Consider the following 23,528-nt stretch of genomic DNA (forward strand, 5'->3'; position numbering starts at 1 on the left):
GCCTCGCCCGTCACGCGCTGGTGTGAGATGCCCCGCTGAGGGAATTGGACTGGGGTGTCCATCACCGAACGCATCATCCGTGCGCCCGCCGAGGCCGTGTTCGCCGTACTGTCCGACGGCTGGTCGTACTCCGACTGGGTGGTCGGCACCGCGCACATCCGCAACGTCGACGAGAAGTGGCCGGCGCCCGGGTCGCGGCTGCACCACAAGGCCGGCCCCTGGCCCCTGTCGATCAAGGACCGCAGCGAGTCGCTCGAGTGGGAGCCCGGGCGGATGCTCCTGCTGAAGGTGCACCTGTGGCCCTTCGGCGCGGGCCACGTCAAGTTCACCCTCGACGCGCTCGACGAGCAGGCCACCCGGGTCACCATGCAGGAGCAGTTCACCGAGGGCCCCATGCTCGGCGCCCGCAACAAGGTCGGCGACGTCTTCCTGCACTTCCGCAACACCGAGGCGCTGCAGCGGCTGGCCGACATCGCCGAGCGGCGGTGACGGCCGGCGCTGCGCCTTCCCGGTGTCAGCGGTAGATCCGCCGCAGCGCCGCGTCGATCGCCGCCCGGTAGGCGTCGCCGAGCACGGGGCGGCTGCGGGCCAGCGCCGCGCGGGCCGCGTTGGCGCCGGGTGCGCCGTGCACGCCGCCGCCCGGGTGGGCGCTGGAGCTGGCCAGGTAGAGCTTATCGATGGGCGTGTCGGCCCGGCCCAGGCCGGGCGTCGGGCGCCAGATGAGCTGCTGGTAGGCGCCGGCGGTACCGCCGTTGATCGCGCCCTGCACCAGCGACGGGTTCTTGGCCTGCAGCTCGGCCGGGCCGGCGACATAGCGGGCCAGGATGAGATCGTCGAACCCGGGCGCGTGGCGGCGCATGGTCTCGGTGACGGTGTCGATGTGCTTTGTCACCTGCTCGGCGCTCACGTCGCGGGGGATGTGGGTGTACGCCCACAGCGACTCGGTCCCGCGCGGTGAACGGGTCGCGTCGGCCGTGGTCATCTGACCCGCCAGCAGGAAGGGCTCCTCCGGCATCCGGCCCTGCGCGATGTCGTGGGCGTAGCGGACCGGGTCGGCTCCCAGGTGCACGGTGCCGGCCCCGGCGACGTCCGGCGAGATCCACGGCACCGGGCCCGACATCGCCCAGTCGATCTTCAGCGTGGCGTTGTCCCAGCGGAACCCCGCGAGGTCGGCCAGCAGCCGGCCCGGCAGGTGGTGCGGCTTGATCATGTCCTGGTACAGCGGCAGCGCCGGCACGTCCGCGACGACGGCCCGCCGGGCCCGGAACAGCCGCCCGTCCGCGCAGCGCACGCCGAGCGCCCGGCCGCCACCGACGACGATCTCCTCCACGGCCGCGTTGCGGTGCACGACCCCGGGGAACCGCCGCAGCAGAGCCTCGGTGATCTGCTGCGCGCCGCCCACGGGGACCGGGAAGCCGTACTGCTGCGCGAGCATGGCCAGCAGCCAGCCGAACCCGCCGCCCGCCGCGTCGTCCGGGGCCAGGTCCGTGTGCAGGGCGAGCCCGGTCAGCAGCATCCGGGCGCCGTCACCCTCGAACAGCTCCTCGCCGAGGACGCGCGCCGGCACCAGGAACCGCCGGCCCAGGCGCAGCGCACCGCCGAGACCCGCCTGCGCGGCGAGGCGCACGCCGGCGCGCACGGGCGGGAACGGGGTGAGCAGGGCCGGCAGGAGGTCCGGAGCGAGCCGGCGCCACTCGGAGTACCAGTGCCGCCACGCCTTTCCGTCTCCCGGCGCGAACCGCTCGAGCGACTCGGCGGTGAGGTCGAGCTCGCGGCTGATCACCGCGGACCGGCCGTCCGGGAACAGGTGGGCCACGACCTGCGGCGCGTGCGTCCAGCGCAGCCCGTGCGCCTCCAGATCGAGCGCGAGCAGCGCCGGCGAGCCGGCCGAGAGCGGGTAGAACGCGCTGCACAGGTCGTTGACGAAACCGGGCGCCGTCACCTCCGCCGAGCGGACCGCCCCGCCGACCTCGCCGGTCGCCTCCAGAACCGCCACGTCCCAGCCCGCATCGGCGAGCATGTTGGCCGCGACCAGGCCGTTGTGCCCGGCCCCGACGACGACCGCGTCGACCGTTTCCGTCATACCACTCAGTCTCCTTCGTCGCCCTTGAGGTTTTGTCATACCCGCGTCGTAGAGTCCGGACCATGAATTCCCCAGCGGTTCCGTCACGCCGGGCCTGGGGCTGGTCCCTGGCCCTGACCATCGTGCTCGGCCTCTGGATGCTGATGTGGGGGGTACTGCCCCAGGCCGGTCTGTGGCTCGTGACTGACGCGCTCAGCCTGGAGGGCACCGTGGCGCCCCGGTGGCTCTGGCCCCTGGTCGCCGTGGCGGCGCTGCTGATTGCCGGTGTGCCGGCGCTCCTGCTCGGCCAGCTGTCGCCCGTCTGGTTCGCGCGGACGGCCGGCCGGCAGTGGCTGCTCGCTGCCGGCCTCGGCGCGCTGCTCGGCTTCGCGCGCCTGGTGCCGCCCACCTATCACGAGCTGTACCTCGCCGTCCTGGCCGCGCTGGCCGCCGGTGCCGCGCTCGTCCACCGCCTCGTCGGTGGGCGGCCGGAGCGGCGCATCGAGCCCGACCGCCGGCTGCCGTGGCTCTCGCTGGCCGCCGGGCTGTTGCTGCTGCTGCCGTGGCTGTGGGTGGGGGCGCTGGGCGGGGTGACGGAGACCGTCCTCGCGCTCGTCGCCGCGCTCGCCGTGGCCTGGCTGGCCGCCCGGCCGCTGCTCGCCCTGACCGTCCGGTTTGCCGGCGGCGGCAACGCGTGGGGGCGGGCGGCGCTCGGGGGGCTGCTCGCCGGGGTGGGCCTCGCCGGGCTGGCGGCGGGGGTGGGGGAGCCGGCGGTACAACTGCTGGCCCTGCTGTCAGTGCCGCCGGTGGCGTTCGCGCTGGCGGCGCTGCGGCGGCTCGGGGTGCCGTCGGTGATCGCACTGCTCACGCCGGTGCTGTTCGGCCCCCTCGCCCTCGTCGACGCCGACGAGACGTCGCTCGTCCTCGGGCTGCACGACGGGCTGTTCTGGGGCGGCGTGGGAGCCGCCGCGGCCGGGGCGCTGGCGCTGGTGGCCGCGGCCGCGCTGCTTGCCGTGTTCCGGCGCGTCCGCCTGCACGCCTGGCTCGCCGGAGCCCTCGCCGTCGTGCTGGCCGCGACCGGAGCCATCGTCTACGTCGGCCTGGGGCAGCCGGGCCTGACCGGCGAGCGGCTGTTCGTGGTCATGCGCGAGCAGGCCGACCTGTCCGGGCTGTCAGCGGTGGCCGACCGCACCGAACGGGTCCGGCAGACGTACGAGCGCCTGGTCGCGACGGCCGAGCGCACCCAGGCGCCGCTGCGGGCCGAGCTGCGCTCGAAACACGTGTCGTTCACGCCGTTCTACCTGGTCAACGGCGTCGAGGTGGACGCCGGCCCGGTGGCCCGGCAGTGGCTGGCCGGCCGCGCCGACGTCCTGCACGTCCTGCTCAACCCGCAGCTGCGCCCGCTGCCGGCCGCCGCCGAACCCATGCACGGCTCCCAGGCCGCGCCGGCCACGCCACCGTGGAACCTCACCCTCATCGGCGCCGACCGCGTCTGGGCCGGGGGCACCACCGGCAAGGGCATCGTCGTGGGCAGCTCCGACTCCGGCGTCGACGGCACCCACCCGGCCCTGCGCGCCAACTTCCGCGGGGGCGACGACTCCTGGCTCGACCCGTACAACGGCGCCGCCGCACCCACCGACCCCAACGGCCACGGTACCCACACCGTGGCCACCGCCGTCGGCGCCGGCGTCGGCGTGGCTCCCGGCGCCACCTGGATCGCCTGCGAAAACCTGCCGCGCAACCTGGGCAGCATGTCGAACTACCTGACGTGCCTGCAGTTCATGCTCGCGCCGTACACACCGGGGGCCGACCCGTGGCACGCCGGCCGCCCCGAGCGCGCCCCGCAGGTGCTGACGAACTCGTGGGGCTGCCCGTCGCTGGAGGGCTGCGACGCCTTCTCGATGCGCCCCGCCATCGACGCGTTCACCGCCGCCGGCATCTTCTTCGTCGCCGCCGCCGGCAACACCGGCCCGGGCTGCTCCTCCATCACCGACCCGCCGGCCACGTACGCATCGACCCTGACGGTGGGCGCCGTGGACCGCAACACCCGCGTCGCCGAGTTCTCCAGCCGCGGCCCGTCCCTCGACGGCCTGGCCAAGCCGGACGTGATGGCCCCGGGGGTGGACGTACTGTCGGCCCTGCCCGGCGGCGGATACGACGTGTTGAGCGGCACCTCGATGGCCGCCCCCCACGTGGCGGGCGTGGTCGCACTGATGTGGTCAGCCAACCCGGCGCTGGTGGGCAACATCGCCCGGACCCGCGACATCCTGCGCTCAACAGCCCGCCCGGCCCAACCCCAGGGCACCGCCTGCGGCACCGAAGCCAACACCGTGGGCGCCGGCCTGGTCGACGCATATGCCGCCGTGCAAGCCGCCAAAGCCTGACGAAGCCCCGCGCGGCTCGTCAGCTCCCGCGTCGGCTCGTCAGCTCCCGCGTCGGCCCGGGAGCTCCGCGCGGCACGGAAGCTCCCGCGCGGCTCGCAGCGCCCTGCGCGGCTCGCAGCCCCCTGCGCGGCTCATCCGCCCTTGCGTGGCTCGGCAGCCCCCGCGTCGGCCCGGGAGCTCCGCGCGGCGCGGAAGGTCGGTTTGGCTCGAAGGCCGGCGTGGCTTGACGGTAAGTGGTGGATAACTACGGTGGGTGAGCGGTCCAAAAGTGAATTAGCTTCGGGTGTTAGGGTGCTTTCAGGGAAGCGGAGCGGGGCACGGTCGCCCTCGTATCCCGCGTGTGATCGCCGCAAGCCTGATCACTCCGCTCTCCGCAATCTCGCCACTCGCTCGTTCTCGCCTTTCGGCCTGTGCTCGCCGCTCCTCGCCAGTGCCGTTCCTCGTGCCTCGCCCTTCCCCGTTCCCGTTCCCGTTCGCCTCGTTGCGGTGCTCATGCCGTTATCCGGGTCTCGCCGTTTACTCGTCCTCCTCCTCAGTTCTTCGCTCAGGCAGTTCGCCGCTTGCCGTTGTTTGCTTTGTCTTGTCTTGCCTTGCTCGGTCGCCGCCTGATCGGTGCTCATGGCCTACTCGCCTGGCCTCCGTTGATCGCCGCCCGCGCACGCTGCGAGGCGCCGTGCAGCGCGACGCCACGCCATGACCGTTGAACGCCCGGCCGCCTGTGCAGTTCGGCCTGCCTGCCCTGCTGTGCCGTCGTTGCTGGAGCTTGGCCTGCCGCCTTGCCTGGGTCGGATCGTTCATGGCGCGGCGTGTGGTGATCGCAGACCGCGACGGCCAGGTGTTGATCGACGGTGGGATTCGGGCGGGGTGAGGATGCGCCGCCGCCGCGGCGGCTGGGCGGCTGGCGGTGGTGTGGCCGGCGGGGCGTACCCGCTGCTGGGCGTCGGCTCGTCTGCCTTGCGATTCTTGGTAGACCTCGCGGATTCGACCTGTTCTGGCTGCCTCGCCCGCGTGCGTGGCCGGCAAAGGCAAAGTTCTGGGTCCGGCGAAAAACAGGCGCATTTTGCCGGCGCTGCGGAGATTCGGTGGTTGCCATTTCGCGTTTGTGGCGGAATTGGTCACCCGCAGGTGGCGCGGAGGACTCGCATTGCGTTTTCCCAGGCCAGTTTGCGGAGTTCGGGGTCGGTCCAGCCGCGTGTTTTGAGCTCGGCGAACAAGGTTGGGTACGTCGATACGTCCTGCAGATCGCGGGGGAGCAGCTCGGTGCCGTCGAAGTCGCCGCCCAGGGCTACGGCGTTCAGGCCAGCTACCTCGCGTACGTGGTCGATGTGGTCGGCGACGTCGCGGGCTGTCGTTGGGGGGCATGGGTGCTTGTCGATCCATGCCTGGCGTTGGTGCAGGAAGGCGGGGGTGTCCCATGGTGCGTCAAGGGAGTCCTCCAGGTTGGTCAGCTCCTCGCTCCACGCCCGGCACTCGTTTTTCAGAAAAAATGGGACGAAAGTGACCATCACTACGCCCTCTGAGTCGCGGACCCTCGTCAGGACGTCGTCGGGGACGTTTCTTGGATGGTTGCAGAGGGCTCGGGCTGAGGAGTGGGAGAAGAACGCCGGGTGGGTTGTCGTGTCCAGGGCGGCGTGCATCGTCTGATCGGAGACGTGGGACAGGTCGCACAGCATGCCCAGGCGGTTGAGCTCCCTGACCACCTCGTGGCCGAACTCGGTCAGGCCGCCGTGGGCGGGGGTGTCGGTGGCGCTGTCGGCCCAGTCGGTGTTGCGGGAGTGGGTCAAGGTCAGGTAGCGGATGCCCAGCCGGTGCAGGGAGCGTAGGACCACCAGCGAGTTGTCGATGCAGTGGCCGCCCTCGGCGCCCATCAGGCACGCTATGCGGCCGGCGGCGCGAGCCTCGTCGACGTCGGCTGCGGAGCCGGCCGGGGCGAGAGTGTCCGGGTAGCGGGCTATCAGGCGCCTGACCAGTTCTACCTGCTCGACGACCTGGATGGCGGCCTGGGGGCCGGGGCGGTCGGCGGGGACGTAGACGCTCCAGAACTGGGCGCCCACCCCGCCGCAGCGCAGGCGGGGGAGGTCGGTGTGCAGGCCCGTGCCGGAGAGGTCGGCGTTGAGGTCCAGGCGGCCCTCGGGGTCGCGGATGCGCAGGCGCCAGGGGAGGTCGTTGTGGCCGTCGATCACGTCCATGACGCCGACCTTAAGGGCCGGGAGTGATCGCGCTCCGAAATACCGCGTTTGCCGGAAACATACGAACGGTCCTCATATGGTGAAGCTGAGCCGACATGAGGGGGGACCTTATGGGCAAGTCAAAGAAGAACGGCAACTTCGACAGCCAGGGCATCGAGCGCGGCATGCACCGCAGCGAGGACGACCTCGGGTACCTGGATCAGGACCTCACCGACGACATGACGATCACGCCGGACTCCATCATGTCGGGCGAGACGACGAACGCGAACACGGCGACCATGCGGGCCCGTACGAAGACCCAGCAGGAGCAGACCGCGATGCAGAAGAAGCGCGGGAACCAGCCGGATATGTAGAGGCGACGCCGTAGCCCGTGACATGACGGGGGATCACGGGCGGCGGCGGCACGTGTGCGGGGCAGGACTGTGGCGAACCCATGGCCTGCCCCGCATGCGTTTCCCGGGGCGCGGTTGCGGAGGGTATCAGCGCCGGCCGCGGCCACGGAGACCACCGGCGCCAGCCCTTACGCGCCGCGAGGTGGGTGGTGGCGTGCGCTTACCCGCTGAGGTGGGCGACGTGTTCGACGATGTGGTCGAGGCTCACCGCTCGCCCCGCCGCGCGGTCGCGTTGCTGGTCGGCTGTGCGCGGAAGGGTTTGGGAGCGCAGGGTCTGGGCGTCGGGCGGTTCGGGCAGGCGGTGGCGGGCGCGGAGGGCGTCGGCCGCGCCCAGGAGGCGGGCGGCGTGGGCCGGGTCGTCGGGGGCGAGCAGGGACGCGACGACGTCCAGTGAGATGGCCAGGTCCAGGCGGTCGCCCACCTCGTGGCGGGTGACCAGGGCGGCGACCAGGAGGCGGAGGGCCTCGGCGCGGTCACCCTCGGCCAGGGCGGCCAGGCCCAGGGCGTGCTGGGCCATCGCGGCACCGAAGGCGTCGCCGATCTGGCGGCTCAGGGTCAGGCTCTCGTCGAGCGCGGCGCGGGCGCCGGGGACGTCGCCCTGGCCGAGGAGGGCCTGGCCCACGCACTCCAGCGCCAGCAGGATGCCGCGGGTGTTGCCGCCGGCGCGTTCGAGGTCGAGGCACTCGCGGGCGTACGTCTCGGCGGCCTCATGGTCGTTGCGGCTCAGCGCCACCTTGCTGAGGTTGCCCAGCGACGCGGCCACGCCCTGGGGTACGTCCAGCTCCCGCCACACGGCCAGGCTCTCGCCGAAGTGCGCGGTCGCGGCCGCGTGGTCGCCGCCGCCGATCGCGGCGATCCCCATGGCGTTGTGGGCGTGGCCGATCGTGGCCCGATCGCCGGCGGCGGTGGCGCGCTCCAGGCTCTCCGCGCCCAGGCGGTAGGCGGCCTCGTGCTCGTCCTGCCCAGCGGCCAGGATCGCCGCCGCATGCAGCAGCTTGGCCCGCACGCCCGGGTCGGCCCCGCCACTCGCGACTCCGGCCGCCGCGCCGCCCACCGCCGGCCCGTCCCCGCCGCTCGCGCGTGTGGCAGAGCCGGCGGAATGAGCCGGCGGGAACGAAGGGCTGGAAGAGGGAGCAGGCGGCTCCATCGCCAGGACCTGGGCGAGCCAGTCGCGGCCCTCGGCGATGTGGGCGCCGTTGCGCCAGTAGCGCCACAGGCCCAGGCAGATGCGGGTCCGGGTGGGGCCGTCGCCGTGGCTGAAGGCGGCGCGGACGTTTTCGTAGTCGGCTTCGATGCGGCCGGTCCACTCGGCCTGGTCGGGGCCGGTCAGGCCGACGGCCGAGGACTCGGCGAACGCGGCGTAGAAGTCGGCGTGGCGGGCGGCGGGGGCGGGCTCGTCGCCGAGGCGGTTGCGGGCGTACGCGCGGATGGTCGAGAGCAGGTGGTAGCGGCCCGTGTCGTCGTCGCGGACCACCAGGTGCTTGTCGACAAGGGCGGCCAGCCGCTTCTCCAGCAGGTCCAGGTCGCCGCTTGGGCCGGTCACCGCCAGCGCGGCCGCGCCCGTCCAGCCGCCGACGAACACTGACAGCTCGGTCATCAGCCGCTGCTCCTCGGCGTCGAGCAGGACGAAGCTCCAGTCGATGGCGCCGCGCAGGGTCTGCTGGCGGGCCGGGAGGTCGCGCGGGCCGGTGCCGCCGAGGGTGTCGAGCTCGCGGTCGAGGTGCTCGGTGAGGTGGTCGAGGAGCTCGTCCGGGCTCCAGCGGTCGATCCGGGCCGCGGCCAGCTCGATCGCCAGGGGCAGGCCGTCGAGGCGGCGGCAGAGCTGGGCGACCGGGAGCGCGGTGTCGATGGTGATCTCGAAGTCGGCGTCGACCGCGCGGGCGCGCTGTTCGAACAGGGTGACGGCGGGGGAGTCGGCGAGCGTCGGGACCTGGTACACCTGCTCGCCGTAGAGGGAGAGCCGCTCGCGGCTGGTGACCAGGGCGCGGACTCCGGGCGCGGCCGCGAGCAGGTCGCTGACCAGCGCGGCGCCGTCGTCGACGACCTGCTCGAAGTTGTCGAGCACGAGCAGCTGCTCGGCCTCCGCGAGCTGGTCGAGGACGGTGTCGAAGAGGTGCTGGCCGGGCAGTTCGGTGACGTGCAGGGCCCGGGCCAGGGCGGCGGTGAGCAGCTCGGCGTCGGTGGTGTCGGCCAGGGGCACGAACACGGCGCCGTCGGCGAACTCGTCGGCGACCGCGCCCGCCGCGGCCAGCGAGAGCCGGGTCTTGCCGATGCCGCCCGGACCGACGAGCGTCACCAGCCGGCCGTCGCGGATCAGCGCGGCGACCCTGGCGGTCTCCCGGTCGCGGCCGACGAGCCTGGTCATCGGCACCGGCAGCCGGGTGCGCCGCCGCTTCGGCGCGGCCGGCTTCACGCCCCAGGTGCCGTCGCCGGCCGCGACCAGCTCGCCCTGCGCCCGCAGCCGCTGCAGCTCCGCCTCCGCGCGCGCGGGCAGGCCGCCGGAGCGCTCGACCAGCCGGTCCAGCAGGGCCCGGGTCGGCTCCCCGGCGAGGGCGATGCGCAGCCAGATCCGCAGCGTGGCCGGCGACCAGGGGGTGAGCTCGACGACCGACTCCGGCAGGTCGGTGCGCGCGGACGCGTCGAGGTCGGTGCTGGCGTAGACGAGCGCGACGGCGTCCCCGAGCGCCGGGATGGGGTCTCCGACGTCGGCCAAGAGGATCTTCGGTCTCGTCGAAGCGTTGGCGGTACCCCCGGAAATGGCGGTTTGAAAGCCTCGCAAATGCGCAATCTGGGCCACTTCGCGCAGGAATCGCGTGTGCCCGGCGCCTTTCGGGCCGGCGATCCGCAGCGCCCCGCGCAGGCCCGCCGAGACCCGGGTCATGAACTCCTGGGTGGTGCTCAGGGCGCCGTCACGTTCCCAGAGACGCGACGAGCCGGCCGCCGGGTCGGCCTCCGCGTCGTCGCCCACGGCCTGGCCCCGGCCCCGCCGCTTGGCCAGGTAGTTGCGGCGGTCGGCGGCGGCGATGAGGGTCTCGCCGTCGTCGCCGTCGGCCGGGCTGGAGGCGACGCCCATGCTTATCGACAGGTGCAGGGGCGGCGTGCCGGGGAACTCCCGGGCCCGGATCTCGTCGGTCAGCCGGATCGCGAGCCGCAGCGCCTCGTCGGGCGCGGTACGGGGCAGCAGGAGCACGAACTCGTCGCCGCCGTAGCGGAACAGCACGTCGCCGCCGCGGATCAGGCCCTGGATGCGCTCGGCGAGCTGGCGCAGGAGCATGTCGCCGCGCAGGTGGCCGAAGGCGTCGTTGACGGTCTTGAAGTGGTCGACGTCGAAGAGCAGCAGGCTCGCCCCGCCGACCGCGTGCAGGGCATCGTCGAGCGCGGCGCGGGACTGGGCGCCGGTGACGGGATCCTGCAGATTCATCGGTTGCCTGATCGGCCTTCCGACCGCCCCGCTGAGGTGTTCGCGCAGTTATTGCCCTGTTGGGGGACACGCCCGCCCCGGCCGCGGCCGCACCACCGGCATCGGCGGTCCCGGACGACCCAACCATTCACCGGCCCGGCCGCATCTCATGGTCGTGCGCGACGACCATGAGCGGGAGTACGTGGAGTATCTCCGCGCCCGGATGCCCGGCCTGCGCCGCCTGGCGTACCTGCTGACCGGCGACTTCGACCGCGCCGACGACGTGGTCCAGACGACCGCGACGAGCCTGTACGTCAAGTGGCGGCAGGTGCGCGCGGCCGGCAACATCGACGCGTACGTGCGCAAGATGGTCGTGCACACCTTCCTGTCCGAGCAGCGCCGCTCGTGGGCCCGGACCTGGCTCACCGACCGCCTGCCCGACCGCGCGGCCGCGGAGCCGCCGACCGACGACGCCCTCGTCGTCCGGGACGCGCTGCGCCGCCTCGCCCCGCGCCAGCAGGCCGTCCTGGTGCTGCGCTTCCTGTGCGACCTCCCGGTCGACGAGACCGCCGCCGCGCTGGGCTGCGCCGCCGGCACCGTCAAGAGCCAAACCGCGGACGGCCTGGCGGCGCTGCGGCGCATCCTGGGCCCGAGCGCCGCTGCGACATTCGGTGGAGGTACCCGGTGAACGACGCGCTGTCGTCGCTGCGATTCGACGGCGACCTCCCACCATCCAAAGTGGACATCGACCGGGCCGTGCGCACCGGCCGGCGCCGGGAACGGCGTCGCCGCACCCTGCTCGCCTCGGCCGGCATCGCGGGCTGCGCCCTGCTGGTCAGCGGCATGCTCGTCGCGCAGGACCGCCAGCCGCCGGCCGATACGGCCGTGAAGAACGGCTGCCGGGTCCAGCGCCTGCCCACGCCCGGCAACGCGCCGGGCACCGTCACCGCCACCTCGGGCCGATATGCGGTGGGCGTGCTCGACAATCCGACAGGCGACCCGCTACTGTTCTGGGACGACGGCCGGCTCCGCCCGGTCACCGGCACGCCGCGGCCCGATCCGACCCCGGTGGCGGTCGACGACTCCGGCACCGTTGTCGGCAACAGCGGCGACAAGGATCCGTGGCTGCTGCGCGACGGCGGCTTCACCCACCTCGCGACACCGGCGGGCGCGACCCGGACGATAGCAACTGCAATCAATGCCAAAGGCTCCGTCATCGGTACCGCAACGTGGCTGGACGCCGGCGGGCGCGCCACGCAGACCCGCACCGTTCGCTGGAGCGTGGCCGACCCCGGCCGGTTCCAGTACGTGGCGACCGACCCGGCGCTGGCCTACGTCTCCGGCATCAACGGCGACGATGTCATGGTGGGCCGGGCGAGCGCCGGCGGCACCGACTACAACGCTTTTGCGTGGACCCCGGACGGCACTCCGGTGCGCCTCAATCGCATCGACGGCAAGCCGGCCGAAAGCGCCTTCCAGGTCGCCGGCGACTGGGCGATCGGCTCCTACGACGACGGCAGCACGTGGTTCAGCCACGGCGTGCGGTGGAATCTGCGAACGGGCGAGCACATCGAGTTCGACACGTTCGTTCCCAGTGCCGTCGACGCCTCCGGCACCATGGTCGGCACCGTGATGAACAGTGCCGACGACACCGCGCCGGCCCGGTGGAAAGACGGAGCAGTGCTGATGCTGCCGGTACTGTCGGCGGGCCAGTCGGCCACGATGACGTCGATGAGCAGCGACGGCCGGGTCGCGGTGGGCTGGCTGTTCCGGGAGAAGAACGACCCCATCGTTCCGGTGCGGTGGCTCTGCTCCTAGCGCCGGGCCCGTCAACCCTTTGCCGCTGGCACGTTTCCGGGATTCGCGTCGCGCGCGGCTTGCCTAACGTTCATGTCACCACCAAGTGATACGAATTCGGTTCTGAGGGAGATAACCATGAGCGACGTCGACTACGGCCAGTACGAGGCGGGCCAGGAAAGCGGTTCGCTGGACCAGCTGCACGAGGCTTCGGGTTCGGAGGCCGACTACGGCAACCAGTTCGGCGTGTACGAGCAGGACCACCACGCGGCCGAGTCCACCGACTTCTCGCAGGGCAAGCACGTCGAATACGACGCGCCCGGCGCCGTGCACTTCGAGTCCGACGACTACACGAACTACAGCCACGACGCCTCGGTCGACGACCACGTCTTCGCCGCCGAGGGCAGCGAGTCCTCGCACCAGGCCGAGTTCTCCGAGCTCGACGCCCTCAAGGCCCGCTTCGACAACGCCTTCGTCTCCGGCACCGAGTTCAGCGGCAGCGACGCGGCCCTCACCGCCGCCTGATCGCCAGCCCCACAATGCGGCCCGCCCAATCCGGCGGGCCGCATTCGTTCGTCCGGAGCGTCGCCGCCACGACGTCAGCGGTCGGGTACGCGTTCGTACTGCTCGGCGTCGGCCGGGGTCGAGGGGTGTGGCCTTGTCGAACGGGACCAGAGGACCATCAGGGCTGCGAAAGCGGCGTACCCGCAGTACCAAGGCCAGGGGTTCTGCCCTGTTCCGGGGACGGTCTCGACCGTCGGCCACCAGGTCGGCAGGTCGGGGAGGCCGAGGCTGGCGGCCTGCTCGTCGAGGATGCGGTCCACGCCCGGGCCGTTGCTGGAGGTGAAGCGGCGCAGCGGGTACAGGTCGCCGGTGAGCGTGTATGCGAACGCGAACGCGGCGGTCAGTGCGGCAAGGGTCGGGGGCAGCCAGCGGGGGCGGCTCTGGAGTGTCAGGGCCACGTAGTACGCGAGCAGGGGGACGAGCACCACCGGCAGGCGCCCGGGCGGGGTGTAGCCGGCCCACCAGGTGCGGAACGTCGACACGGCGAGGATGTAGGGCACGATCGCGGCGAGCAGTGCCCAGTGTGGGGATCGGCGTGGGGCCAGGAACATCCCGGGGACGGCCAGGGCCAGGAGCGGGAAGTGGCTGATGAGGCCGTACTGGCGGTCGAAGAGGATGCCGGCCAGCCCCGTCCAGGGCGAGATCTGCAAAAGCCCGTCACCGAGGGCGGCGTTGCCGGGGGCCGGGCTCAGCGAGTGGTACTGCGTGAAGTTGAACAGCTCCAACGCGAGCACGAGCCCGAGCATCGGTGCGAGCGCCAGGGCCCGGTGCTTCCGCATGGCCAGCAGCAGCCCCAGCGGGATGGTGAGCAGCAGGAACCGCCCGTGCACCCACGGCATCCAGCCCAGCCCGGCCGAGGCGAGCCCGACCTGCCACCACTTCGGGTCGGCCCGCACGACGACCAGGGCGGCGTAGGCGGTGAACAGGGCGCCGAACGGGTCGACGAACTGCATGGACGCGTACATGTACAGCGGCGTACCGACCGCGAACAGCCCGGTGACGACGCCGGCGTACACCTGCGTGATACCGAGTTCGCGCTGGAGGCGGTAGGTGACCCCGACGGCGAGGACGCTCGCGAGCACCACCACGGCCGCGGCGCCGGGCCGGCCCCACAACTGGAACGGAACCGTCCACAGGATCGGCCCGCCGAAGTTGTGCAGCGGCACCATGATGCCCTCGGCGTTGGGGTACACATGGGCGTCGAGCGGGTCGGCATAGAACGCCCGCCAGTCGCCGTTGGCATAGGCCTGGGTCAGGTCAAAGGTGTGGTACTTCCCCAGCGCCACGCTCATGACGAGGTAATGCGGCTCGTCACCGAGCGGCTCCATCCAGAACCGCAGGTTCGCGGCGATCGCGTAGAGGACGGCCGAGGCCGCCATCAGTGACCAGACGACCACCCGGTCACCACCGCGCCGCACACCGGCGAACCTAACACGCCCCCGCCGGCGCCATCCCGGCCGACCTGCCCGCGGGGCAGCGGCGTGCGCGGCCGGGTGGCCGGCCCGACTAACGGCGAAGGGCCGGGCCGACCTCATGAGGGCTCGCCGCGGTCGTGCGGGCCGCCGGCCGGGTAGGCGGGCGTCTGGCCGGGCGGTCCGGCGGACCGGCAAAGGTCGATGGCTACAGCACTAGCGGGACTTGTGGAGGGTGTCGCCGGTCAGGCTGTTGTCGCCACGGCCGGCCAGGCAGCGAAACGTCGTCGGGCCCGCCTTCTGCTGGGCCTCGGTCGGGAGCAGGACGTCCTGGCGCCACTGGGCGGCGCCGATGTTCACCGTGACGAGGGTGCCCACGTTGCAGACGGTGGTGACGGTGCGGTCCTTCTTGTCGGTGACGTGGCTGCCCGCGGGGAGGTCGCCGTACGCGAACACCTCCCACGTGTGGACGCCCGTGCAGTCGACGGCCGTGAGTCTGGTGTCGAAGCACTCGGCGGCGTCGGTGCAGTGGGCGCTCGGGTCGGTGCCCAGGCCGCAGGCGAACGTCGGCGGGGCGGCCAGGACCGAGGCGGACGGGGAGGGGCCGGGGGTGCCGTCGCCGAAGCCGTACGCGATCGCGACAGTCACAAGTGCGGCCACCACCAGCAGGCCCGCGGCCACACCGATCAGCAGGCCGCGGCGGCCGCCCGAGCCCACCGGCGTCTTCGGCGGCCGGCCCACGAACGGGTCGGTCGGGGGTGCGGCCGGCGGGGCGGCGGCACTGTCGGCGGGCAAGGCGGGGCGGGCCTTCAACGGGTCGGTCGGAGGCTCCTCCGGGCCGGCCTCGTGCGGCACCGTCTGCTCCGGGTCGCGCGGGAACCCGCCGACCAGGAACGGCGACTCCAGCAGGCGGTCGGGCGGCGGGGGCGGGGTCGCCGGCGGTGACGTGTACACCGGCTCCAGCGGCGGCGAGCCGAGGGGCGGGATGATCACCTGTGGGGCCGGGGACAGCTGCAGCGCGATCAGGGCATCCCGCAGCTGCAGGGCCGTCGGGCGCTTGGTGTCGTCGTTGCTCATGCCCGCGCGCAGGATCGCCATCAGCTCGTCGGGGCAGCCGGGCAGGTCCGGGATGTGGTCGTTGAACATGTCGACAAGGGAGAGCAGGCTCGGCATCTGGTCCTCACGCCACCGGGGCGGGCGGCCGCGCATGAGGGCGTAGAGCGTGGCGCAGAGCGCGTAGACGTCGGCGGCCGGGCCGGGCGGGGCGTGGCGGAACGTCTCCGGCGGGGCGTAGGCGGGGGTCAGGACGTCCAGGGTGATGGACACGTCGCGCCACTCGGCCAGGATGGCCAGGCCGAAGTCGGCCAGGGCCGGCTCGCCGAAGCGGCTGAAGAGGATGTTCGCCGGTTTGACGTCGCGGTGCAGGACACCGAGGGAGTGCGCGTCGGCGAGGGCGTCGGCGATCTTGAAGCCCACCTCACGGACCTCGGCCGGCGAGAGCGGCGCGCTGCGCATGCGCTCGGCGTAGGAGCCGTCGCAGAGCTCCATGATCAGGTAGGGGTGGTTGTCGCTTGTGACGCCCGCATCGAAGAGGTCGACGACGTGGGGGTGGCTGGACATGCGGCCGGCGGCACGGGCCTCGCGCAGGAAGCGGCGGCGGTCGCGCTCGGTCTCCAGGGTGCGGTTCTCGACCTTCACGGCCACGTCGCGGCCGACCGACTCCTGCACCGCCCGGTAGACCGTCGCATAGCCGCCGCGGGCCAGCACCGAGAACCCGGTCAGCCCGGGTACCGACGGGAGCGGAGCCGATGCGGTCACGGCTAAGACGGTACGGCAGAGGTACGACAGTTCTCAGTCACGCATCGGCCACGGCCGAATTTCACGACTCGGCAACCGCCGGCAGTGTCGCCGCCGCAATCGCCGCCGACGCAACGGAGTCGTCCGTGCACTCCTGGTTGGCCTCCAGCGCTTGCCGCAGTACCCCCGCTGCATAATCGCGACCGCGGACGTCCTCGCCCGGGGCTCCCTGCGCCTGCCGGGCCCAGTCCAGGGCCTCCGCGTTGCGCCCGGCCACCAGCAGGGCGGCCGCGTAGGCGGCCACGGCCTGGCGGCGGGAGAAGATCACCGAGGGGCCGGGGCGCTCCGCGGCGACGCACCCGAGCGTCTCCAGCGCCGTCGGCAGATCGCCCTGGGCCAGTCGGGCCAGGCCGAAGAGCACGCGCGGGCCGACCGTCGCCGAGTCCAGCACGTCGTGGGTCTCCACGACCTGCAGCACGGCCCGGGCGTCGGCCTCGGCGGCCACCGGGTCGCCGCGGTCGAGGCTCACGAAGCCGCGGATCGTGCGGGACATGCCCAGCAGCAGCGGGTGGCCGGTCTTGTCACCCCACTCGGTGGCGTCGGAGAGCAGGTCGTAGGCGTGCGGCAGCTCCCGCAGCTCGCGCGCGACGACGCCCCGCACGACGAGGGCCAGGCCGCGGCCCCAGTCGTCGCCGGCCGCGGCGAACTCGCGATAGGCCCGCCGGGCCTCACGGTCGGCCTCGGCCAGGTCGCCGCTCTCGGCCGCTGCGAACGCCTCGACGGCCCGCAGGGTGCCGACCACCCACGCGTCGCCGACCCGCTCGCCGAACGGCAGGAACGCCTTCGCCAGCCGCCGGGCCTCGCCGAGCCGGCCGGCCAGCAGGCGCACGAACGCGGTGGTGCCGCGCAGCCAGGCCCGGCCGACCGGGTCGCCGAGCTCGGCGAAGCGGCGGGCGGCCCGGCCCAGGGCGGCGTCGGCCCCGGCGAAGTCGCCCCGGGTCGTGGTGACCCAGGCCAGGTGCTGCAGCGACCACGCCTGGGCGCGGCGGTCGCCCGCGGTGACGGCGATCTGGAACGACTCGGCGAACCGGCCCCCGGCCTCGGCCAGCCGGCCCTCCAGGAAGTCGGCCATGCCGAGGCGGCGCATGGCGTCCCCGCGCTCGTAGGTCAGGTGGGCCGCCGTCGCCGCCTCCAGCGCGTCGGACAGCGTCGCGTAGCTGCGCCGGTGATCGCCCAGGCCCCGATAGGCCCGCCCGGCCACCAGCAGCGCGCCGACCTGCACGGCCGCGTCGTCGCCGGCGTTGGCGGTGATCTTCTCGGCGTATCCGAGCGCCTCCGCCGAGCGCCCGAGCTGCAGCAGCGCCCGCGCGTGGACGAGCCGGTCGGCCGCGGGCAGGATCCCGCCGCCGAGCACCGCCGCGCGCTCCGCGGCCTGGGCGGCCTGCGCCGGCTCCCCGGAGGCCAGCGCGGCCCGGGCCGCCCGCCCGAGCGCCTGCACACCCAGCGGCGCGGCCGAGCGGGCGAGCGAGTCCGGCCGCAGCCCGACCACGTCGGCGAGCTTGCCGGCCCGCTCGGCGTGCTCGGCGATGAACGCGTCGGCCGAGCCGAGCGTCATGTTCAGCCCGGCCACGTTCCCGGTGCCCCCGGCGGCCAGGAACGAGGTGACGGCGGCCGACGCCCAGCGGGACAGCGCCGCGTGCCGCTCGGCCAGGTCGGCCTTGCCGATGCCGGCGTACGCGGCCTCGCGCAGCAGCGGCGTGGCGAAGGCGAACCCGCCCCGGCCGCGGCGCAGCATCCGGCGCTGCAGCAGCTCCTCGACGGCCCGCTCGAGCTCGACAGCGGCCACGACCGCGGGCCGGGCCGGCTGGCCGGGCGGGTTGAACCGGAGCGCCTCCAGCGCGCGGGCGGGCACGGTGTCGCCGATGACGGCCGCGTCGCGCAGCACGGCCCGGGTGTCGCTCGGCAGCGCGTCGATGCGGGCCGCGAGGACGGCCGCGAGGTCGCGCGACAGCAGCCGCCCGCCGAGGGACCCGGGCGCGAGCCGCCAGCCCGGCGGGTCGGTGCCGGCCACGGTGGTCAGCGCGCCCCGCTCCTGCAGCAGGGTCACGAGCTCGGCCAGGTAGAACGGGTTGCCCTGCGCGGTCGCGAGGAGCCGGTCCTCGTCGGCCGGCGCGAGCCGTCCACCCCCGAGATAGGCGGTCAGCAGGCGAGCGGCGTCGGCACCCCGCAGCGGCGGAATCGGTACCACTTCAGCGTCGGCGATCCGGGTGAGCACTCCGGCCGAGCGGACCAGCTCGGGCCGGCCGAGCAGCACGATGAGCACGGGGCCCTCGAGCCGCTCGATGGCGGCACCGAGCGCGTCGAGCGTCTCGGCCGTCGCGTCGTGCAGGTCGTCGACGGTGACGACGAGCGGGGTCTCCGCGGCCAGCCCGGACAGCAGCTCGGCGACCGCGGCCGGTACGGCGTCGAGATCCAGCTCGTCGGCCTTGCCACCGGGTGCGACCCAGGCGGTGTCGCCCACTGCTTCCGTGTACCCGATGAGCGTCAGGAGCAGGTCAGAGGCGAACCGCGGCGGCTCCGGGCGTCCGCGCGCGGCCCGGGCGAGGCGCTGGGCCAGCCGGCGCAGCCGCTCCTCGACCGCCTCGCGGGTCAGCGCGGCGTCCGGGGGCAGCCCGATCGCGGCGCGCACGAGGTCGGCCAGCGGGGCGAGCCGCCGGCGCTCCCCGAACGCCGCACAGTGCACCGACAGCACTCGCGCCCCGCCGCCAGGAGCAAAACCGGCACTCGGGGTGTACCCCGCGCCGCCCAGATAGCCGGCCGCGAAGCGCTCGATCTCGCCGGCCAGCCGCGTCTTGCCCAGCCCCGCCTCGCCGGTGAAGACCAGGACCCGGGGCTCCTGCCGGTCGGCGATCTCGGCGAGGCGCCCGGACACGCGCCCGAGCTCGGGCTCCCGCCCGACGAACGGCGCCTCGTCGCCGAGCCCCGACCGGGTGCCGGGCGCGTCGAGCAGCCCGAGCAGCTCGAAGGCGTCGACCGGCTCCCGCTTGCCCTTGAGCCGCAGCGGCCGCAGCGCCCGCCAGGAGGCGAGCAGGCGGGTGGAGCTGGAGGTGCGGTCGCCCGCGTACACCGCGCCGATCGCGGCCGCGTCGGCGAGCCGGGCGGCGGTGTTGACGGTGTCGCCGATGACCGTGTATTCGATGCCGGCCTGCACCCCGGCCACCACCGGCCCGGTGTTGAGCCCGATCCGCAGCCCCAGGGGCGCCCCGCCGCCGCGCTCGTCGTCGAGCACCCGGCGCACGGCCCGCTGCATGGACAGCGCGGCCCGCACGGCCCGCTCGGCGTCGTCCTCGTGCGCGACGGGCGCGCCGAACACGGCCATGATCCCGTCGCCGGTGAGCTTGTCGACGTGCCCGCCGAACGTCTTCACGGCCCCGGCCAGCGCGGCCAGGACCCGGTCGGTGACGGCGCCGACCCGCTCCGGGTCGAGATCCTCCGACCAGGCGGTGAAGTCGGACAGGTCGCCGAAGAGGACGGTGACGATCCGCCGCTCGGCCGCGGGCAGGGTGGCCGCCGCCGGCAGCGCGGAGCCGCAGTGGTGGCAGAACCGCGCACCGGGCACGGCAACGGTCCCGCACACCGCACACGTCACGCCGTCACCTCCGCAAGCCCCGGTGATCGGCCTCGCGCCTTCGCTCCCAACCGCTCACGCCGAGTCCAAACCACGGGGACCGTGGTGTGATTCCCGTCGCAGGAAATCGAGCTGCGCCCGCACGCTCATCTCGGCCGCCGGCCACAGTGAACGGTCCACGTCGGCGTACACGGCGGCCACGACGTCGCCCGCCTCCGACGCCCCGCCCGCCACGGCCGCCCGGACCTGCTCGAGCCGCGCTTCGCGGTGCCGGCGGTAGTACCGCGCCGCCACCCCGGTGTCGCTGAGCGAGGGCCCGTGCCCGGGCAGCGCCGGCCGCCCGTCGAGCGCGGCGAGCTTGCCCAGGCTCTCGAAGTAGTCGCCGAGGTCGCCGTCGGGCCAGGCCACCACCGTCGTCCCGCGCCCGAGGATGGTGTCACCGGTCAGCACGACTTCTTCGCCGCGGTACCGCACCACGAAACACACCGAGTCCCTGGAGTGCCCGGGCGTCACCAGAGGCTCGACCACGACCCCGTCCGCGTCGAGGTGCTCGAGGACCGGCGGGTCGTACACCCGCGCGCCGGTCAGCTCGGCCAGCCGCCGCACACCCTCGGTATGGTCGATGTGCCCGTGCGTGAGCACGATGGCCGCGACTGGCGAGTGCGCGGCCACGGCCCGCAGGTGCCCCTCGTCGAGCGGCCCGGGGTCGACCACGACCGACCCGCCGCCCGGGGCACGCAGCAGCCACGTGTTGGTGCCGTCGAGCGTCATCGGGCCCGGATTGGGCGCGCGGACGAGCGTCACCCAGTCGGGCAACGCGGCGAGCACTTCAGCGGCGGGGGTGGTGACGTGGCTTACCACACACAGATCCTACGGTGAGCCGGTTCACCGGCTGCGTCACCCGACTGGCCAGGGGGTTGGCACGAAAAGTCGGGCGCTGGCGCGCCACGATTTTTCGGACTTATACCCGGACGGGTGACATGTCGCTTTCGGCGGAACTACATCGGTCTTGAGCAGGTGAGACGCGAGGTGTGGCTAGCAAATGGTGATAAGTCCGAAATATCCGGTGAGGAACGAGCCGGATATTTCGCGGCGTGGTCACTGTGTGCTGGAGGCGGCGTGGTCGGTCACGAGCGGCACGTGGCCCGTCCGGCCACGCGTCCGGACGCGGCCCGGGCCGGCCGCGTATCGACGCGGCCGGCCGGACCGGACGAGCTCAGGAGAGCTCGAGAATCGCCTCGACCTCGACCGGCGCGTTCAGCGGCAACGCCGACACGCCGACCGCGCTGCGGGCGTGCTGCCCCGCCTCGCCGAACACCTCGCCGAACAGCTCCGACGCGCCGTTGACGACGCCCGGCTGCCCGGTGAAGCCCGGCGCCGACGCCACGAACCCGACGATCTTCACGACCCGCACGACACTGCCCAGCCCGGCGAGGGCCTCGACGGCCGCCAGCACGTTGACGGCGCAGGTCCGGGCCAGCTCCTTGGCCCGCTCGGGGGCCACCTCGGCGCCGACCAGGCCGGTGGCGGCCAGCGCGCCGCCGACCATCGGCAGCTGGCCCGAGACGTAGACGTGGCTGCCCGTGCGCACCGCGGGAACGTAGGCGGCCACCGGCGGTACCACCGGCGGAATGGTGATCCCGAGCTCGGCCAGGCGGGCGTAGACGTCGCCCACGTCAGCCGGCCTTGGGGCGCTTGAAGTAGGCGACCAGGTTCTCCGGGTTGGGGCCGGGCACGATCGCCACCAGCTCCCAGCCCTCCTCCCCGAAGTTGTCGAGGATCATCTTGGTGTTGTGGACCAGCAGCGGCGCGGTCAGGTACTCCCATTTCTGCATGTGGGGACAGTAACGCCGAGCCTGGGGCCACCGTCGGGCACAGGCTGGTATCGGGACCCCCATAGCTGGCCCGGTGACGCTACTGTGAGGGCCGCCGTCGTGGTTGTCGCGCAAAGGTGGGAAAAATGACGCAGCCGCCCCCGTACCCGGGTCAACCCGAGTATCCGGGTCAACCCGGACAACCCGGGCAGCCGGGCTGGCCGCCACCGCCGCCGGTCCAGGATCCGTTCGCCGTCCCGCCCGCGCCGCAGCCGGAGCAGTACACGGTGCAGCCGCCCGTGCAGCAGCCCGACCCCTACGCGGTGCCGCCGCAGCCGGACCCGTACGGGGGGCCGCCCACCTCGGCACCGCCCACGTCCGCGCAGCCGTACGGGCAGCCGGCGTACCCGCCACCGCCGCCCACCGGCGCGTTCGGCCAGCCCACGGGGCAGTTCCCGCCGCCCACCGGGCAGTTCCCGACCGGACCGATGGGGGCCCCGCCCACCAGCGGCATCCCGGGGATGGCCCCGCCGATGTCCGGGCCGCCGATGTCGGGCCCGCCGTACCCGGGGGCGCCGGGCTACCCCATGTACCCGCAGGCGGCTCCGCCGAAGAAGAGCCGGGGCCTGCTCATCACCCTGATCATCGTGGGTGTCCTGGTCGTGCTCGGCGGCGGTGGCGGCGCCGCGGCCTACTTCGTGTCGAAGAGCAACGAGGGCAAGGGCGCGCCGACGGCGGCCGAGGCGGTCAACAGCTTCCTCACCGCGGTGTACAAGAACAAGAGCGTCGACGAGGCGCTCAAGTACGTGTGCTCCTCGTCTCGCAACAAGGAGAAGGTGACCGCCCGAATCGACGAGATCCGCAAGTACGACGCCGGCCTCGTCAGCCCGACGTACACCTGGCCGGCCCCCAGCGTGGAGAAGCAGGACGGGGATGAGGCCACGCTCACCACCTCGGTGAAGGTGACCACGTCCGACGAGAAGGTCGCCGAGACGAAGTACCGCTACATCGCCACCCACGGCGACGGCTGGTGGGTGTGCGAGATCACTGCGGCCTGACGGTGAGCCCGGACCGGGTAGCGTCGAAGGCGTGACAGCACGCGAGTCTTCGGACGGGCGGGGCGGCTACGGCTGGCCCGCCCGTCTGCACGTGGTCACCGGCAAAGGCGGCACGGGCAAGACGACCGTGGCCGCCGCGCTGGCGCTGGCCCTCGCCCGGGACGGGAAGCGGACCCTGCTGATCGAGGTCGAGGCGCGGCAGGGCATCGCCCAGCTGTTCGACCGCGACCCGCTGCCCTACAAAGAGTTGCGCATCGCCACCGCCCGCGGCGGCGGTGAGATGCGGGCGCTGGCCGTCGACGCCGAAGAGGCGCTGCTGGAGTACCTCGAGATGTTCTACCGCCTGGGCGTCGCCGGCCGGGCCCTGCGCAAGGTCGGCGCGGTCGACTTCGCCACCACCGTCGCCCCCGGCCTGCGCGACGTGCTGCTGACCGGCAAGATCAAGGAGGCCGTCACCCGCACCGTCGACGGCCGCCGGGTCTACGACGCCGTGGTGCTCGACGCCCCGCCGACCGGGCGGGTCGGGCGGTTCCTCAACGTGACGGCGGAGACGGCCCGGCTGGCCAAGGTCGGGCCGATCAAGACCCAGAGCGAGGGCGTGGCGGCCATCCTGCGCTCGCCGATGACCGCCGTGCACGTGGTCACGCTGCTGGAGGAGATGCCGGTCCAGGAGACCGCGGACGCGATCGACGAGCTGACCCGCCTGGGCATCCCGATCGGCACCGTGATCGTCAACGCCACCCGCCCGCCGGTGCTGGCCGGGGTCAAGGTCACCCAGGCCGACCTGCGCCGGGGTCTCGCCGCGGCCGGGCTCCCGGCCGACCGGGAGGCGCTCGGCGGCCTCGTCGGGGAGGCGCGGGCCTACCAGACGAAGGTCGCCGCGGAGTCCTCCCTACGCACGGAGCTGCTGGGGCTCGGGCGCCCGGTGGTCGAGCTGCCGGTGGTGCCCGAGGGTGTGACGGCGGCGACCCTCGAGTCGCTCGGTGATCTGCTCCTCACGACTGCTTGAGAGTGCTCGCAGCGGATACGCT

At 73.4% G+C, this 23,528-nt stretch carries 17 protein-coding genes; 8 read left to right on the forward strand and 9 right to left on the reverse strand.

The window, feature by feature from the left end:
• Positions 1-54: 54 nt before the first annotated feature.
• Entirely contained in the window at positions 55-489 is a 435-nt protein-coding gene (locus Dvina_RS02790) for an SRPBCC family protein (RefSeq protein ID WP_223100807.1), read from the forward strand.
• A 25-nt stretch (positions 490-514) separates the two neighbouring features.
• Here the strand turns inward: Dvina_RS02790 and Dvina_RS02795 are convergent, their stop codons facing one another.
• A complete protein-coding gene (locus tag Dvina_RS02795) occupies positions 515-2,083 on the reverse strand; it encodes a phytoene desaturase family protein (RefSeq protein ID WP_223100808.1) in 1,569 nt (522 codons plus the stop codon).
• Positions 2,084-2,145: 62 nt separating this feature from the next.
• On the opposite strand from Dvina_RS02795, the gene Dvina_RS02800 reads away from it, so the two are divergent.
• Entirely contained in the window at positions 2,146-4,446 is a 2,301-nt protein-coding gene (locus Dvina_RS02800; RefSeq protein ID WP_246655984.1) for a S8 family serine peptidase, read from the forward strand.
• A 1,115-nt stretch (positions 4,447-5,561) separates the two neighbouring features.
• Here Dvina_RS02800 and Dvina_RS02805 read toward each other — a convergent pair.
• Positions 5,562-6,635, reverse strand: a complete 1,074-nt coding sequence (locus tag Dvina_RS02805; protein ID WP_223100809.1) for a dipeptidase — start codon at positions 6,633-6,635, stop codon at positions 5,562-5,564.
• Positions 6,636-6,730: 95 nt separating this feature from the next.
• Between Dvina_RS02805 and Dvina_RS02810 the strand changes: the two genes are divergently transcribed.
• Positions 6,731-6,988, forward strand: coding sequence for a hypothetical protein (locus Dvina_RS02810; protein ID WP_223100810.1), 258 nt, complete (start codon positions 6,731-6,733; stop codon positions 6,986-6,988).
• 199 nt (positions 6,989-7,187) lie between these two features.
• Here the strand turns inward: Dvina_RS02810 and Dvina_RS02815 are convergent, their stop codons facing one another.
• Positions 7,188-10,448 carry a diguanylate cyclase gene (locus Dvina_RS02815; RefSeq protein WP_223100811.1) on the reverse strand — a complete coding sequence of 1,087 codons (3,261 nt, stop codon included), beginning with the start codon at positions 10,446-10,448 and terminating at the stop codon, positions 7,188-7,190.
• Between the two features lie 154 nt (positions 10,449-10,602).
• Between Dvina_RS02815 and Dvina_RS02820 the strand changes: the two genes are divergently transcribed.
• From Dvina_RS02820 to Dvina_RS02830, 3 genes are all read left to right on the forward strand, one after another.
• Entirely contained in the window at positions 10,603-11,115 is a 513-nt protein-coding gene (locus Dvina_RS02820; protein WP_223100812.1) for a SigE family RNA polymerase sigma factor, read from the forward strand.
• Entirely contained in the window at positions 11,112-12,245 is a 1,134-nt protein-coding gene (locus Dvina_RS02825) for a hypothetical protein (protein WP_223100813.1), read from the forward strand. The genes Dvina_RS02820 and Dvina_RS02825 overlap by 4 nt, the downstream gene beginning before the upstream one ends.
• A gap of 117 nt (positions 12,246-12,362) precedes the next feature.
• Complete coding sequence (locus Dvina_RS02830) at positions 12,363-12,749, forward strand: hypothetical protein (protein WP_223100814.1); 387 nt, start codon at positions 12,363-12,365, stop codon at positions 12,747-12,749.
• Positions 12,750-12,823: 74 nt separating this feature from the next.
• Here the strand turns inward: Dvina_RS02830 and Dvina_RS02835 are convergent, their stop codons facing one another.
• The 6 genes from Dvina_RS02835 to sp36 form a co-directional block, all read right to left on the reverse strand.
• The gene (locus Dvina_RS02835; RefSeq protein ID WP_223100815.1) at positions 12,824-14,206 is read right to left on the reverse strand and encodes a hypothetical protein; all 1,383 of its coding nucleotides are present in this window, start codon (positions 14,204-14,206) and stop codon (positions 12,824-12,826) included.
• A 210-nt stretch (positions 14,207-14,416) separates the two neighbouring features.
• The gene (locus Dvina_RS02840) at positions 14,417-16,018 is read right to left on the reverse strand and encodes a serine/threonine-protein kinase (RefSeq protein ID WP_223100816.1); all 1,602 of its coding nucleotides are present in this window, start codon (positions 16,016-16,018) and stop codon (positions 14,417-14,419) included.
• A 61-nt stretch (positions 16,019-16,079) separates the two neighbouring features.
• Positions 16,080-19,646 carry an adenylate/guanylate cyclase domain-containing protein gene (locus tag Dvina_RS02845; protein ID WP_223100817.1) on the reverse strand — a complete coding sequence of 1,189 codons (3,567 nt, stop codon included), beginning with the start codon at positions 19,644-19,646 and terminating at the stop codon, positions 16,080-16,082.
• 54 nt (positions 19,647-19,700) lie between these two features.
• Entirely contained in the window at positions 19,701-20,486 is a 786-nt protein-coding gene (locus Dvina_RS02850; RefSeq protein WP_246655985.1) for an MBL fold metallo-hydrolase, read from the reverse strand.
• A 355-nt stretch (positions 20,487-20,841) separates the two neighbouring features.
• Complete coding sequence (locus tag Dvina_RS02855; RefSeq protein WP_223100818.1) at positions 20,842-21,300, reverse strand: RidA family protein; 459 nt, start codon at positions 21,298-21,300, stop codon at positions 20,842-20,844.
• Position 21,301: 1 nt separating this feature from the next.
• Positions 21,302-21,460, reverse strand: a complete 159-nt coding sequence (gene sp36, locus Dvina_RS02860; RefSeq protein WP_190251269.1) for a Sp36 family protein — start codon at positions 21,458-21,460, stop codon at positions 21,302-21,304.
• A gap of 125 nt (positions 21,461-21,585) precedes the next feature.
• Here sp36 and Dvina_RS02865 point away from each other — a divergent pair, with 125 nt between their 5' ends.
• Positions 21,586-22,497 (forward strand): Rv0361 family membrane protein, encoded by a 912-nt coding sequence (locus tag Dvina_RS02865; RefSeq protein WP_223100819.1) that lies wholly within the window; start codon positions 21,586-21,588, stop codon positions 22,495-22,497.
• 31 nt (positions 22,498-22,528) lie between these two features.
• Positions 22,529-23,506 carry an ATPase BagA gene (bagA, locus tag Dvina_RS02870; RefSeq protein ID WP_223100820.1) on the forward strand — a complete coding sequence of 326 codons (978 nt, stop codon included), beginning with the start codon at positions 22,529-22,531 and terminating at the stop codon, positions 23,504-23,506.
• Positions 23,507-23,528 lie beyond the last annotated feature (22 nt).

The organism is Dactylosporangium vinaceum, assembly GCF_019904175.1.
GTDB lineage: Bacteria > Actinomycetota > Actinomycetes > Mycobacteriales > Micromonosporaceae > Dactylosporangium > Dactylosporangium vinaceum.